This window comes from Sorangium sp. So ce281 (assembly GCF_051527395.1).
GTDB lineage: Bacteria > Myxococcota_A > Polyangia > Polyangiales > Polyangiaceae > Sorangium > Sorangium cellulosum_B.
Window position 1 is genome coordinate 6,187,576 of the sequence record NZ_CP150322.1, and the last position, 14,184, is coordinate 6,201,759.

Annotated in this window: 9 protein-coding genes; 7 read left to right on the forward strand and 2 right to left on the reverse strand. The window is 72.2% G+C overall.

The window, feature by feature from the left end; translation table 11 throughout:
- Positions 1 to 19: 19 nt before the first annotated feature.
- Positions 20 to 655 (forward strand): NUDIX hydrolase, encoded by a 636-nt coding sequence (locus WMF27_RS23430; protein ID WP_437766664.1) that lies wholly within the window; start codon positions 20 to 22, stop codon positions 653 to 655.
- 55 nt (positions 656 to 710) lie between these two features.
- Here the strand turns inward: WMF27_RS23430 and WMF27_RS23435 are convergent, their stop codons facing one another.
- On the reverse strand, positions 711 to 2,861 hold the full coding sequence (locus WMF27_RS23435; protein WP_437766663.1) for a TonB-dependent receptor domain-containing protein: 2,151 nt from the start codon (positions 2,859 to 2,861) through the stop codon (positions 711 to 713).
- 1,157 nt (positions 2,862 to 4,018) lie between these two features.
- Between WMF27_RS23435 and WMF27_RS23440 the strand changes: the two genes are divergently transcribed.
- From WMF27_RS23440 to WMF27_RS23465, 6 genes are all read left to right on the forward strand, one after another.
- Complete coding sequence (locus WMF27_RS23440; RefSeq protein WP_437766662.1) at positions 4,019 to 5,074, forward strand: hypothetical protein; 1,056 nt, start codon at positions 4,019 to 4,021, stop codon at positions 5,072 to 5,074.
- Positions 5,075 to 5,194: 120 nt separating this feature from the next.
- On the forward strand, positions 5,195 to 6,184 hold the full coding sequence (locus WMF27_RS23445; RefSeq protein ID WP_437766661.1) for a hypothetical protein: 990 nt from the start codon (positions 5,195 to 5,197) through the stop codon (positions 6,182 to 6,184).
- A 327-nt stretch (positions 6,185 to 6,511) separates the two neighbouring features.
- A complete protein-coding gene (locus WMF27_RS23450; RefSeq protein ID WP_437766660.1) occupies positions 6,512 to 7,108 on the forward strand; it encodes a hypothetical protein in 597 nt (198 codons plus the stop codon).
- Positions 7,109 to 7,301: 193 nt separating this feature from the next.
- Entirely contained in the window at positions 7,302 to 8,660 is a 1,359-nt protein-coding gene (locus WMF27_RS23455) for an AAA family ATPase (protein WP_437766659.1), read from the forward strand.
- On the forward strand, positions 8,657 to 9,901 hold the full coding sequence (locus tag WMF27_RS23460) for a vWA domain-containing protein (RefSeq protein WP_437766658.1): 1,245 nt from the start codon (positions 8,657 to 8,659) through the stop codon (positions 9,899 to 9,901). Before WMF27_RS23455 ends, WMF27_RS23460 begins: the two co-directional genes overlap by 4 nt.
- A gap of 7 nt (positions 9,902 to 9,908) precedes the next feature.
- Complete coding sequence (locus WMF27_RS23465) at positions 9,909 to 10,901, forward strand: DUF6602 domain-containing protein (RefSeq protein WP_437766657.1); 993 nt, start codon at positions 9,909 to 9,911, stop codon at positions 10,899 to 10,901.
- Between the two features lie 156 nt (positions 10,902 to 11,057).
- Here the strand turns inward: WMF27_RS23465 and WMF27_RS23470 are convergent, their stop codons facing one another.
- Complete coding sequence (locus tag WMF27_RS23470) at positions 11,058 to 13,838, reverse strand: hypothetical protein (protein ID WP_437766656.1); 2,781 nt, start codon at positions 13,836 to 13,838, stop codon at positions 11,058 to 11,060.
- Between the last annotated feature and the right edge of the window lie 346 nt (positions 13,839 to 14,184).

Below are 14,184 nucleotides of genomic sequence, written 5' to 3' on the forward strand. Positions count from 1 at the left end.
TTATGCTATCCTGACCCCGGTGCTCTCCTCCTACGACCTCGCCGCCATCATGGCCCGCCTCGAGGGGCGCGAGGCCGCGCTCGACCTGCTCACGCAGGAGCGCCAGGCCGCGGTCGCCGCTATTTTGCGGGCGCCGGCGGGGCCCCTGGGCACGGCGCTCGATCCTCTCGCGGGGGGCCGGGAGCCCGGGGAGGCCGAGCTCCTCCTGATCCGCCGGGCCGAGCACCCGGCCGATCCCTGGTCGGGGCACATGGCGCTCCCGGGCGGGCGGCGCGAGCCGGCGGACGAGAGCCTGCTCGCCACGGCGATCCGCGAGACGCGCGAGGAGGTGGGGATCGACCTCGCGGCGCACGGGACCTTGCTCGCGCGCCTGCCCGAGGTCCCCACGGTCGCGCGCGGGCGGCGCGCCAGGATGATCGTCGCCCCGTTCGTCTTCGCGCTGAACGCCACGCCGGAGCTCACCCTGAGCGGCGAGGTGGCAGAGACAGTCTGGACGCCGCTCGGGCCGCTCGCGCGCGGCGAGCGCACCTCGCGTTATGCCTACACGCACGAGGGAAACGTCCTCCAGCTCCCGTGCCTGATGGTGGACGAGCGGGTCGTCTGGGGGCTCACGTACCTCATGTTGAAGCAGCTCTTCGAGGTGCTCCACGGGTAACGCGGGCAGCCGCCGGCTCAGCCGGCCTGCCGCCGAGGCGCCCGCCGCTTCCCCCTCAGAACCCGCCCTCGATCGCGAGCCCCGGCAGGGTGATCGGCCCGAGCTTCCGCGGCGTGCACCCGCCGTCGTCGCAGCTCACGTCGAACACCTCCTTCGCCAGCGTCGCGTTCTGCACATCGAACACGAGCCCGAGATAGCCCCGCGCGCCCAGCGCCCAGCGCTTCGACAGGCGCATGTCGAGCCGGTAGAACGGCGCGATGCGATCCGGGTGCTCGCGCGGGGGGCGGCCCGGGGCGGCCTCGTCGGCGGGGAAGCCGGTGTAGAAGACGTGGCGGATCCCGGCGCGCCAGCCGCCGCCGAGATCGTAGAGCAGCGCGACGTGCGCCACGTGCGTCCGGTCGTAGGCCGAGGGGATCGTCGCCTTGCCCCGCGTGCGCGTGGAGCGCGACAGCGTGTACGACGCCAGGAAGAACATGTCCCGGCGGAGCGCCCCGCGCGCCCCGAGCTCCAGGCCGTACGTGTCGCCCAGGCTCCGCGTGAGGAAGCGCTCGGTGCTCAGGTTCGTGCCGCGACCCGTCCCGATCGGATCGCTCAGACCGAAGGTCACCTGTCGGAACACCGAGGCGCTGAAATTGACCGGCCCCACATCGGCCTCGACGCCGAAGCTCGACTGCAGGCTGCGCTGCAGCCCCCCTGGGATGCCGCCGATCTGGAGCGCCGGCAGCGGGGCGAGGCCGGGCAGCTGCGAGGCGACGCCGATCGCCGGGATGAGCCGCACGTGCTCACCGATGCCGAAGCGGCCGACGATCTTCGGATCAACGGCGAGCGCGTTCTTGCCGAGCGAGGTGTAGTGGTCCACGCGCACGCCGGGCGTGATGGTCGACCGCTCGTCGAGCACGAGCAGCGCGTCGGCCCACGCGCCCAGCGCGAGGTCGAGCCGGCTGCGGAAGAGCTCCGAAAAGGGCTTGTCGAGCTGGGCCGTCCCCTCGGCGGGCTCGTCCCCCGCGGTGGGATCGCCCTCGGCGGGCTCGCTGTCCGATGCGCTGGAGTGCGGCGTCACGTCGTAACGGTCGACCGCGGCGTCGACGCCGGCCCGCAGCAGCGCGCGCCCCGCCAGGACGGGCCGGGACAGGCTCACCCGCGCGTTGAGCTTCCAGGCCTCGGCGCTCTCCACGCCCACCCCGCGCGACCGGTCGAGCCCGAGGGTGAGCGCCGCCCTGACGCGCGCACCGGAGGCGGCCTCGTCGCGGTCGTAGCGCAGATCGAGGCGGTGGAAGTCGCTGTCGAGCAGGACCTCGGTCGCGTCGGCGCCGCCTTTCTCGACGATGGTGGCGCCGCATTCCTTGCCGGTGGCGGCGACGCCGCCTTGCACGCCGATGTTGGCGGCGCCGCATTTCTCGCCGATGGTGGCGAGGTAATCGTACGCGCCGAACGCGAAGACGGTGAAGCGCTCCTCCGGCCCGAGCCGGTAGGTCATCCGGCCCTGGTAGTCGGCGTAGCCCACGTCGACGCTCGGGACGAGCGCCGAGGTGAGCGCCGCGCCCGCGGCGTAGTGCCCGCCCACGAGGACGTGGGTGTCCTTGTCCATCGGCCCCTCGACGACGCCGCCGAGATCGACGAACCGGAGGCTCCCCTCCCCGCGCCAGACGTCGGACGGCGGCGCGCTCTCGGCCTCGATCGCCGCGCCCGCGAGCCGCCCGATGTCCGCGGGATAGGGGCCGAGGTGCATCTCGACGCGCTGGACCATCGCGGCCGGGATGACGCTGGGTCCGAAGCCCACGTGAAAGAGGAGCGGGACCTGGATGCCGTTGAAGAAGTAGCCGATGTTCCCCGGGGGCGCGCCGCGGATGTAGTAGTACGGCATGCCGCTCGCGATGGCGGTCACCCCGGGCTGGATCTCGATCGCGCGGTAGGGGTCGCCGAGGGCGCCGGGCAGCTCGCGGACGTCGCGCCGCGTGAGCGAGACGGAGCCCGGCGGAGCCCGGTTGCCCTCGACGGTGACCTCGATCCCGGCGGGCGCGGCGGCCTGTCCGCCGGGGCCCACGGGAGCCGGCGGCTCGGCCGGGGCCGCGCCGGGCGCCTGCGCCGCGTCGGTTCCTGCCGGCTCACCGGCCGGGCGGCCTGCAGTCTGAGGGCGCGCCTCGCCCGCACGCAAGGTGGCGGCGGCCGCGAGCGCGAGGGAGAAGAGTGCGCCTGGAGATCTCACGCGGATGTCGTAAATGCGCCGCCGGGCAGCCGGGAGAACCTCCCCCGTGGCGCCCCGGAAGTAGCAAATCCAGCGGCTCGGCGAAAGCCAGGGAGTCCATGCACGCTCGGCCACCTGCGCGCCCTGGACGCGCATCCCCGCGCTCGCAGGGCGCCGGCCAGGATGGCGGCGCGTGCCCTTCCCCGACCCGGGGGCACAAAAAACAGAGCGCCCATTCGACGGCGGGGGGGGGAAAGCCGTCACGGGCGCTCTGACGTCCGTGTCTAGCAGGACACGGGCCAAGGCTCCTCCCCCTCTCTGTTCCTGGGGTTACCCTTAAGGGCACCCCCGACACCTTTCGATTCTGAGATCTCTGCTTTCACATCTGGCATGAGTTCCGCGCCTCGGCGCCTCCTGCCAGGGCCTCCCTGCCGCAACGACTTTCCTGACGCGGCGGCCGCCAGGCTTCACGTCGCTCGCCGCCTCCGTGCCGCGCCCCGCGGACGCGCGACACGCTCGTCGTTGGCCAGGAGCTCGAGCGCGCGATCGAGCGCGAGCCCCAGCGAGCCCGCGGCGCGCTCGCTCGTAGCGCCCACGTCCGCACGGCGAGCTCGAGCCGGCCGTCGAGCGAGCGCACGACAGCGGAGAGCCGCTGCCGCTTCTGCTCGCGCGCCATGCGGGTCAGTCGAGCGTGGCGCCCGCGACAGCGGCCGCGAGGGTGAGCGAGAGCGGCGAGCACACGAGGCGGTTCAGCCGGTGATGTTGCTCTCGCCCGCCGCCGCGCGCGCCGCCCGCACCTCCCTGCGCGGCCCGATTCCCGCCGGCAGCGCCGCAGCGCCACCGTGCTTTCCACCCTCCGCGGTGAGATTCTCACGAAAAGCGCACGACCAACAAATGCTGAGATTTTCTCGGGGCCTATCGAAATACACTCGATATACACTCGAGTCATCGCGCCTCCACGGCAGATTCGGCTTCCTTGTCCTCGCTTGTCCAAGTATGAAATAGGCGAGTGAGCTCTCCTTGGCTCCGAAGTGACAAGGGCGCCGCGCGCCCCCGGTCGGGTCGCCTCGCCGGCGTGAAGGAGCGGGAAGAGAGAGGCTTGGGGCAGCGCCGAGCGATCGTCGCGGTGCCCCCTGCCGAAGAGCCGAAACGCGACACGCGAGAGAAGGACCATCACGATGAGGAGAAGGAAGGACCCGTTCGGCGTCGCGCTCGCGCTCGCCGGCGCCGGCAGCTTCGCAGGCTGCTGGGAAGGCGGCGCTGTCCAGATCTATTCGTGCAACGAGCCGTGCTTCAGCCTGGATGCTCACGAGTGCAATGATCCGTGCCCCGTGTGCGACGGCGCGTGCGTGCCGCCGCCGTCCCTCGGGTTCGACGATCCCATCCTGCTCTGGAGGGGCGACGCGACCGGCGGGACGTCCCCACCGGAGTGCCCGGCGGAGGCGCCGGATCTCCTGTTCGACGGTTACAGCGGGTTCGGCGGCGAGCACATGTGTCCGACGTGCCTTTGCACGAAGCCCTCCTGCGAGCTGCCTCCAGGCCTTCTGGGGAGCGCCTCGGCCACGTGCGACGGGACGGCGTCCACGTCGTTCGCCGCCCCCGAGGGCTGGAGCGGCGCGTGCACGGCGCCGGCCGTGACGACCTCGGGCGAGCTCGGCTCGCTGCTCATCCCGGCGCCGACGGTGAGCGCGTGCGCCCCGACGCACGATCCCGGAGGAGCGCCGCCCGAGCTGGCCGCCCCCGCGAGCACCCGGGTGCGCGCGTGCACCGGCGCGGCCGACAAGGACAAGTGCAGAGATCCCTCGATGATGTGTGTCGCGGCCCCCAGGCGGCGGTCCGGGGGCTTCACGATGTGCATCCGCTATCTCGGCCAGCGCACGCCGGAGTGCCCTGAGCCGTATCCCGATCTGCTGGCGGTCGCCCAGGGCTTCGACGACACGCGCAGCTGCACGCCTTGCGCGTGCGAGCAGCTCGAGGACGCCGCGTGCGCCGCGCTCGTCTCGGTCTACGAGGACAGCGGCTGTCGCGAGCTCCTCGGCGCAGAGACGGTGACGATGGCCGGGCCGAAGTGCGTCGCAGGGCCGGATCTGCGGCTCGAGAGCATGGAGGCGCGATGGATCAGGGACGACCCAGGCCGGTGCGCCCCGACCGGAGGAGTCGCCATGGGCCAGGTGACACCGGAGAGCCCGACCTACTATTGCTGCCAGTCAGACGAGGTCATCCCCATCTACTGATGACCCCGCCCGCCAAGGGCTGTTCGACCTGGACGCCCCATTGAGCGAGGGTGCGACTTCGTGTACCCGTACGCGCGCTTCGCGGCTATAAGAGCGAATCACGCGAAAGGGAGAGCGGATATGCGAATCGCACGATGGTGCTTCTGGCTCGCGCTCGCCGCGGCCGGTTGCAGCGCGTCCAGCCGCGGCACGTCCGCGACGGAGACCGACCCGACCTCGGGCGCCGGAGAGAGCGGTGAAGGGAGCGGCGCGGGCGGCCAGGACGACCCGTTTGGCTCCGGCACCGATATCGGCGGAAACAGCGGAGACGTCGGGAATGGAGGCAACGGGAGTGGGGCCTCTGACAGCGGGTGCATCGAGCGAGCATCCCTCGTGTATGTGCTCTCACAGGACAACGAGCTCTACAGCTTCAGGCCCGATCGTAAGGAGTTCACGAAGATTGGTGTCCTGGGGTGCCGGACCGGCATGGATCCGAACTCGATGGCGATCGATCGCAACGCGGTGGCGTGGGTCAACTACGTGGAGCCCGACGACAGCGAGGGGACGTTGTTCAAGGTCAGCACCGAGGACGCGAGCTGCGAGCCCTCGGGGGCCGCGCTCTCCGACGGGTGGTCCCGGCTCGGCATGGGCTTCTCGAGCGACCTCTCGCGCCCGGACACCGAGGAGCTGTTCGTGGCGGGCGCCACGGGCACGCCGGGCATCGGGCTGGGGAGGATCGACGGCGTGTCCGTGACGCCGGTCGGCGAGTTCAGCGGCTCGATGCGCGACATCTCGGCGGAGCTCACCGGCACCGGGGATGGCCGCCTCTTCGGCTTCTTCACGACCACCCCGGTGCAGCTCGCCGAGATCGACAAGGAGACCGGCGAGATCATCGAGGCCACGGACCTGCCGGGCATCGAGACCCCCAGCGCCTGGGCGTTCTCGTTCTGGGGCGGCGACTTCTATTTCTACACCGCCCCGAGCGAGCTCGGGTCCCCGTCGCGCACCACCAACGTGAGCCGCTATCGCCCGTCGGACGGCTCGATCGACACGGACTACATGAGGAACATCGGCTTCCGCATCGTCGGCGCCGGCGTCTCGACCTGCGCCCCCCTCGAGCTGCCTCGCTAAAGCGGGCGACGGTCGACCGCTTCGGATACGGGCCCACCTCGACGTTTTCGGTGCTCAGCGCACCGGAGTGCGCTTCCGCGCCGAAAACGCCGATCTGGGCCCGTCTCCTGTGCGGGCGACCGCCGCTCGGCTTGGCATGTAGCTGAGGGGCGGAAGGGGAGGAGCTGTTGGGACGGACTTGCCAGGGTCGGCCCGATGTCATCGGGAACGGATCTGCGAAGCGCGCTCCCGGCGGTGCGGGCGTCTACCGGTCCGTCATCGCCGGCATCACGTTGTGCGTGGCCGATCGGGGCACACCCGATCGGGCGGCGAGGTGTTGCGATGCGGATGAACCTTCTCCCCGGGCGCGCTCTCTGGCTACTCGCGCTCGCGCTCGCCGCGGCGTGCGGGACGGCGCCGGCCGCCGAATCCCCTGCGCGCGAGGACATCTTCCGCGCCGCGGGGCCGAACGAGTTCATCCTGCTGACCGCCCGGGGCGAGCTCGTCAGCGCCGACATCGAGCCGGGGCGCGTCGTCGGCCCGGACGTGAACCTCGGCGTGTACGCCGCCGACAGAGGACGCGACGGGCAGACAGTCCGGGGCGTGGCGTTCAACCGGGCCGTGAACGTCACCGCGACGGGCCAGCGCGCGGCCGGCATCGTCGGCGCCATGCCGCTGGACCTCTCGGTGACCCGGGCGGAGGCAGGGCTCCGCGCGCAGGGCCTCCTGGCTGGCGCCCTCTCCGACTACCGGCTGGACGAGCGGCAGCTCACGGGCACGATCGGGCGCTGCAGCTACGAGCTCACGCGGGCGGGGCGCACCTACGAGGGGTCGCGGCGCTGCGAAGGCCAGCCTCATCGCGCGACCGTGCTCCTGCCCCGCGGGCTGTCCTCGTGGAGCGACGCCGCGCTCGCGGCCGCCCTCGGGCTGCTCCTTGGCGCCTGAGCGCGCCGCGGCCCGCACCGTCGCGTGGGCGGTGGTGAATGACAGGCCGCGCAGCGGCTGCTAGAGCTCGGGGCGACCCGGCAAGAAAGACGAAGCGCGCCGGAAGCCCGTCGGGTACGGAAGGGCCGAGCCTCCCGGGCCCCGGGCCCCGGCGGTCCTTTCTTCGCCCTCGCGCGGCACCCCCTCTTCATCCGTGACGAAGCCCAGATCCGATGGCAACGCGCCGGGCAGGCCGGCCCCGGCGACTTCACCGAACCTCCTCGAGGGACGCTCCGCGCCCATCCCCGTCGGGCCGCGCCTCGAGGCCGTGCTCGAGCTCGCCTACCGCGCGCGCCGCGCGGTGCTGCTCGAGGGGCCCACGGGGATCGGCAAGAGCGAGCTCGTCCGGCAGCTCGCCGAGCGGCTCGGCATCGCCACCGTCGTGCTCGATCTGAGCCTGCTCGAGCCGCCCGACCTCGTGGGCCTGCCGGTCATCCGGGACGGCCGGACCACCTACGCCGCGCCGTCGGTGCTGCCCCAGGACGGCGCCGGCATCCTGATGCTGGAAGAGCTCAACCGGGCGGAGCGGTACATCCAGCAGCCGGCGCTCCAGCTGCTCAGCGCCCGGCGGCTGCACGAGTACGAGCTGCCCGCGGGCTGGGTGTGCTTCGCCGCCGTCAACCCCGAGTCGGCCGATTACCAGGTGACCCCCCTCGATCGCGCGCTCCGCGCGCGGTTCCTCCACCTGAACGTCCGCGCGGACCGGGCGTCCTGGCTCGCCTGGGCGCAGGTGAACGGGCTCCACCCGGGCGTGATCGCCCTCGCGCAGGGGCACGAGCGCGTCCTCGACGACGTGCCCCCGCGCACCTGGACCTATGCGTCGCACGTGCTGAGCGCGCTCCGCCCCGAGGAGCTCGCGGACGGCGTGCTCCTGCGCGACACGCTGGGCGGGTACCTGCCCCCGAGCTGGGTCGAGCTCCTGCTCGCGTCGAAGGACACCTGGTCGACGCGGCTGCCGTTCGATCTGCGCGCGCTGCTCGCCGAGTACGGGCCGACCTCACCGGCGGGCAAGGTGCTGCGCGGGGCGCGCGAGCGCGGGGAGACCGACCGGTTCGACGAGGTGACGGCGCGGCTCGCGCCGCTGCTCGAGGGGCCGGAGGTCGGCGTGCTCGCGGCGCAGCGCAAGCTGTCGCTGGGGGCGTTCGAGGCGCTGCTCGCCGACCTGCCGGGCGACCACCGCGAGCGCCTCCAGGACGCGCTCGGCGGCAACGCGACGGCCACGCAGCTCATCGACGTCCGCCCCGAGGAGCTGCTCCAGAACTACGCCGGCAGCGCCGCCGAGCAGAAGGTGCTGGCGTGGCGCGCCGATCCGCTGCGGCAGCACCGCGTGGGGCTCGTCGTGACCGCGCTGTCGGCGCACCTCGCCCAGCAGGCGAAGCTCGTCGACGTGCGGCGGAGCAACGTCGCGCGCGTGTGCCTGGGCCAGCTGCTCTCGCAGCTGCCGGAGCGCTGGGCCCTGCGGCTCGCGGGGGCGCTGAAGAAGCACGGCGTCACGCCGGTCCGGCCGCAATGAGCGAGGCGGCGGGGCGCGGCGGGCGCGGCGAGGTGCCCGAGGACGCGCTCGCCGCGTGGCTCGACGCCTTCGTGCGCGATCCCGGTTTCCTGGAGCGGTACCCCTGCTACGCGGCGATCCTCGCGCGGCTCGCGCCGGTCGCGGACCCCTCGGTCAAGCGCATGGCCGTCTCGCTGTTCGACGGCCGCTTCTTCCTCCACGTCAACGTGGAGTCGTTCATGAACGAGCCCGTGTTCCTGCGGGGCGTGCTCCTCCACGAGGTGCACCACGTCGCGCTCGGGCACCTGTGCCACCCCAAGTTCGCGGGCGCCGACGAGCCGGAGCTCATGGACCTCGCCCTCGAGATGTCGGCCAACGAGTACATCGAGGAGCCGCTGCCCGATCCGATCCGCTGGCAGCCCTACGCCCCGATCGGCCTGCGCGGCGGCCAGAGCACGCTCGAGCGCTACGAGCTGCTCGTGAGCGCGGCGCGGGAGGGCAAGCTCCCGCAGCGCGGCGGAGAGGCCGTCGACGATCACCGCGTGCTCCGGCGCCCCTCGCGGGAGCCGGGCGCGGTGGAGCAGACGCGGCAGCTCCTGCTGCGCGCCGCCGAGGAGGCGGACGCGCTCGCGGACGACGGCGATCCGGCGGACGTGCCCGGCCTCCTGCTCGCGGGCAAGACGCCGGGGCGGCTCATCGAGGAGCTGACGGACGCGCTGGGCCCGCCCGCGCACCCGCTCGACTGGAAGACCGCGCTCAGGATGTTCGTGGCGAGGGAGCGCGCGCCGGTGCACACGTACGCGCGGCCGAACCGGCGCTTCCCGGGCCGCGTCGGCGAGGTCCCCGGCAGGACGTACGCGCCCCGCGCGATCACGAAGCCGTCGGTGCTCGTGGCCATCGACACGTCGATGAGCATGCGGCGCGAGGAGCTCTCGGAGATCGCCCGGCAGCTGCAGGTGATGAGCGAGTCGGCGCGCATCACCGTCGTCGAGTGCGACGTGGAGATCGGGCGCGTGTACGCGTTCGACGGGCGGCTCGACGAGGTCGGCGGCCGCGGCGGGACCGATCTGCGGCCGGTGTTCGCCCCGGAGTTCCTGGCGGCGCGGAAGGTCTCCGGCGTCATCTATTTCACGGACGGCGCGGGGCCCACGCCCCCGGCGCCGCCGCCGCTGCCGGTGCTCTGGGTCCTGACGAAGCCGCTGGAGTTCGCGTGCCCGTGGGGGGAGCGGGCGTGGCTCGCGAGGAAGCCTCGGCGGGGATGACGTGAAGATGGCGGGCAAGCGCGCGAAGACGACCACGCGACCAGGGATCGCCGCATCGAAGCGCGGCGGCGGGGGCGCGCCGGACGGCCGCGCGGAGGCCCCGCCGCGCGGCGGGTTCTACGGCGGCTGGTCCGAGGAGATCGTCGAGCACCTGGAAGACGAGTTCCGGAAGCTCCGCGCCCTCGCGACCCTCGAGCTCGGTCCCGAGCTGGAGATCGCGATGTGCCATGCGCTCCGGAAGTTCCTCCCCGAGCGCGCCGGCGTCTGTCGCGGCTGGGTGGTGGACGTCACGGGGGACAAGCAGGGCGAGGACATCATCATCTACGACGCCGCGCGCTTCCCGACGCTGCGCGGGCTGGGCGGCGACCTCGCGATCCGGGAGCGCGTGCCAGCCGAGGCTGTCCTCGCTTACATCGAGATCAAGCACACGCTGTATGCGCAGGCGAAGGTGCCCGCGAAGAGCCAGGGGCAGTCCGTCGTCAAGGCGTGTCGCCAGGTAGCGGCGGTGAAGCGGCTGACGCGCGCCCCCGTACCGCTGAAGATGATCGCGCCGAGGATCTCGCTCGAGGACGGAGCCATCCAGCGGGACAGGGGCTTTCCGGCGATCCGCAACCCCTGGTATGCGGCCATCTGGGCGCTGAACCTCCGCGTCGACAAGGGCCTGGAGGGCAACCCGGCGGAGGCGGTGAAGCGGCGCGTGGCCGCCGTCCGGCGGGCCGGCACCCGTGTCGAGCACCTGCCCGATGTGATCGCCGCGGGCCCGGTCCTGATGACGCCCGCGATCGCCGCCGCGGGGGCCCTGGAGCCACGGCCGTTCACCACGCCCGACACGGAGCTCATCTTCATGAACGGGATGAAGGCCCTGGGAGCCGCCATGGAGCACCTCACCTGGGCGATCGACGACATCCTCCTCGGGGAGATCCCCTGGAGGCGCATGCTCGCCCATCAGCTCCAGCGAGCGGAGGATGAGGCAGGGAGCGTCCGACTCACCGTCACCTGATCTGGCCGGCTCTCCGGCGTTCGGGCGGCGAGCGCCGGTGGGCGCAGGGCGAGCCCCCTGCCCTCCTCGACGCGCGGTGAGCGGCGAGCCGCGGCGAGCGGCGCGGTCATCGGGCGTGGATGACCGCGCGCGAGGCAGCGCGCCGCGGCCCCGGGATCAGGGCACGCTCGCCGGATCGGCCGGGTCGGTCCCCGCGTCCGCCTCGTCGCCGTCGAGCGCCCCATCGCCGTCGCGATCGAGCGCCATCCGCACCCCCGAGCCCGGCGGCGCGCAGGTGAAGGTCAGCGCCTTGCCCGGCGCCGCGATCGCGCGCAGCGCCGCCGCGCTGATCGCCGCGCTCGCCGCCCTGTCCCGCAGGAATGTGCCAGCGCCCTGCTGATAGAGGAAGCCCTCCTCATTCCCGTGCCTGCGGACCTTCGCCACCAGATCGCACTCCCCCGCGTCGGCGCGCGCGATCAGGAGATCCACGCGCAGCTCGGCGGCCGTGTCGCCCGCGCCGGCGAGCGTCGCTTGCTGGCCCACGACGGGCGCCAGGTTGCTGTCGAACGCGTGCAGGTAGTCGGTCACCTGGTGGCGCAGCACGTCGCCCGCCGCGCCAGGCGGGAAGCCGGCGATCCCCGGCGCCTCGTTGAAGCCGTTCTGGTCGTGGAAGCGGAAGATCGTATCCATCGTCCCGTCGTGGCCGAAGCCGAACCCGCGGATCTGATCGCCCTGGAACTCGAAGTTCCGGTCGTTGAAGCGCGGGTTCTGCACCATGCCGAACATACCCACCTTCTGATAGACGTTGCGGAGCTGGGCGACCTTGAAGCTCTGGAAGATGAAGTCGAACGTGTAGCGCCCGTCGGTCCCGAAGAAGCCGGGGAACGCGACCCCGTGCTCGGCGTTGGCCGTGGGATCGAGCACGTGGCACGAGGCGCACGCGCCGCCCTCGCTGGCCGGCAGGGTGAAGAAGGCCTTGCCCGCCGCCTGGTCGGCGGTGAGCGAGTTGTCCAGCTGACGGATGGGGTTGGGCGGATACATCATCTGCATGGTGAAGTCGGTGAACGCCTGCATGTCCGCCGCGGGGATGGGCGCGTCCCGCCCGAGCAGGCCGACGAAGGCGACGCTGAACTTCTTGAACGCGGCGTCCTCGTCGAAGGTGCCGCTGTCCGGCTGCGCGCTCGGCGCGTCGTTCCCGCCTGTGCGGTCTCCGCGCCAGTGCATCGGCCCGTGGTTGGCCAGCCCGCGCAGGCTCTGCGTCGTCATCGGCCCCTTGAGCGCGGCGAACTCGCGGGGCGCGCCGAAGATCGCCGGATCGAGCGCGAACGGGCCTGGCATCGGCGTGTTCACCGCGTCGGGGTCGCCGAGGTCCCACGCCAGGCTGTCGAGATCGCCGAAGACATGGCAGCTCGCGCACGCCGAGTCGCCGTGGCTCGACGTGAACGACGCGTCGTAGAGGAAGCGGCGGCCGCGGACCACGCTCTCCGGCTCGGGGCTGTACATGGGCACGTGCGCGATCTCGGCCTTGGCGCCGACGTCGATGATCGAGATGGAGTTGTCGAAGCGCGTGAGGGCGTAGAGCTGCCCGCGCGCCTCGTCCAGCACCACGCCGGTCGGCCCGCCGCCGGAGACCGGGATCTGGCGCGCGCGCCTCGGCACGAAGGTGTCCGCCTCGAGCGCGGCGGTGTTGAAGACGCCGATCTTGTCCGAGCCGAGCGCGGCGACGTAGAGCTTCTTCCCGTTGCTGGAGACGGCCATGCCCGTGGGCAGCGCGAGGCTCTTCCGGTTCTCGGCGTTCGGGACCGGGGCGCAGCACGTGTTGTAGTCGATGTGTTTGTTCAGGTGCCGCGGGGCGACGCCGCCCGTCGCGGGATCGATCACCGTGATGTTGTTGTGGTTGAACCGGCCGCGCACGGTGTGGCCGGCGAAGACGCCGGGGCCCTCGAAGCGATTTTCGTTGAACGCCTCCGTGTTGGCCACGTAGACGCGCCCGCTCACCGGGTTGACGGCCATGTTGTAGAGGACCGTGCCGACTCCCCGGAACACGCCCCCGGCCCCCGCGACGGGCGCGGGCGGGCTGGCCAGGGCGTCGATGACGAAGACGTCCTTGTCGGGCAACGAGAGGTTCACCTTGTCGTCCCAGGATCGATTCAGCTCGTCCACCCAGTGCGTCCCGTTGAATTTGACGATGAGGGGCGCCGAGGGCTGCGGGACCCCGGCGGCGTTGGTGGTCGGCGGGGGCAGGCCGAGGCCCAGGTTGACCACGTTGGTCTCGATCACCGTGGTGCGGTTTCCGGAGTGGAAGGCCGCCGCGTAGACGCGTGAGCCGTCGGGCGTGGCGGCGAGCGCGCGCGGCGTGTCGCTGAAGAGGGTGATGATGTTGAGCGGCGCGGGGCTCGAGCTCGCCGCCGAGAAGACCCAGACGTCGGCGCGGCCCACGCCCGGCGTGGTGAGCGCCGGATCGACAGGGCTGTTCTGGCCGCGGTGCGCCGTGGTGATGAAGGCGCGGTCCTTGCCGGCGCCGGCAAAGACGATATCGCGAGGCTCGTCGCCGACGAGCAGGGTGCGCACGACGCGGGGCTTCCTCGGCCTCGAGACGTCGACCACGCTCACACTGTCGGAGAGGTGGTTGACGACCCAGACCTCGTCGTCGGTGCGGGCCGCGACGGCGACCGGCTCCAGGCCCACGGAGACGGAGCCGCGGTGCTCGAGCGCGCCGCTCCTGACCTTGAAGATCTCGAGCCGGTTGTCAGGCGTGTTGACGGCGAAGAGCATCGAGCCGTCGGGCGAGAGGGCGAGAGGGCGGACCTGGCCGCTCTCGAAGAGGGAGTAGGGCCGGGCGGCGGCGACCGTGATCGGGGCGCCCGCGACGTTCGGGGTTTCGTCGACAGGCGTGCCGTTATCAGCGCATGCGGCCAGGGCGAGAGCCGGGAGCGACCAGAGGACGATCTTGTTCATGGGCACCTCGAAGGCGGGAGAAGAGCGACATTTCATGATCCATCGAAAGGCGCCCACGGAGCAAGAGACAGACGAATGGAATCAACACACGTTGTTTGGCAAGACACTTTTAAAGCGCGGAGCGCCTCGGCGGCGGGAGCGCTCCACAACACGCCACAGGTCTCCCACGGTGGGGCCCCGACCCACAACAACGTTGTTGCCATCGGCGAGCCTCGCCGTTGATCACGAGATGAACGCCCGCGTACAAAAAAAAGAGCGACCCGTCGGGGCGGCGCGCGCCGGCGAGGCGCCGGCGGCGCACCCGAGGCAGAGGGCGTCTCGGGGGCGCGCGCCGCGGGGGGAGATG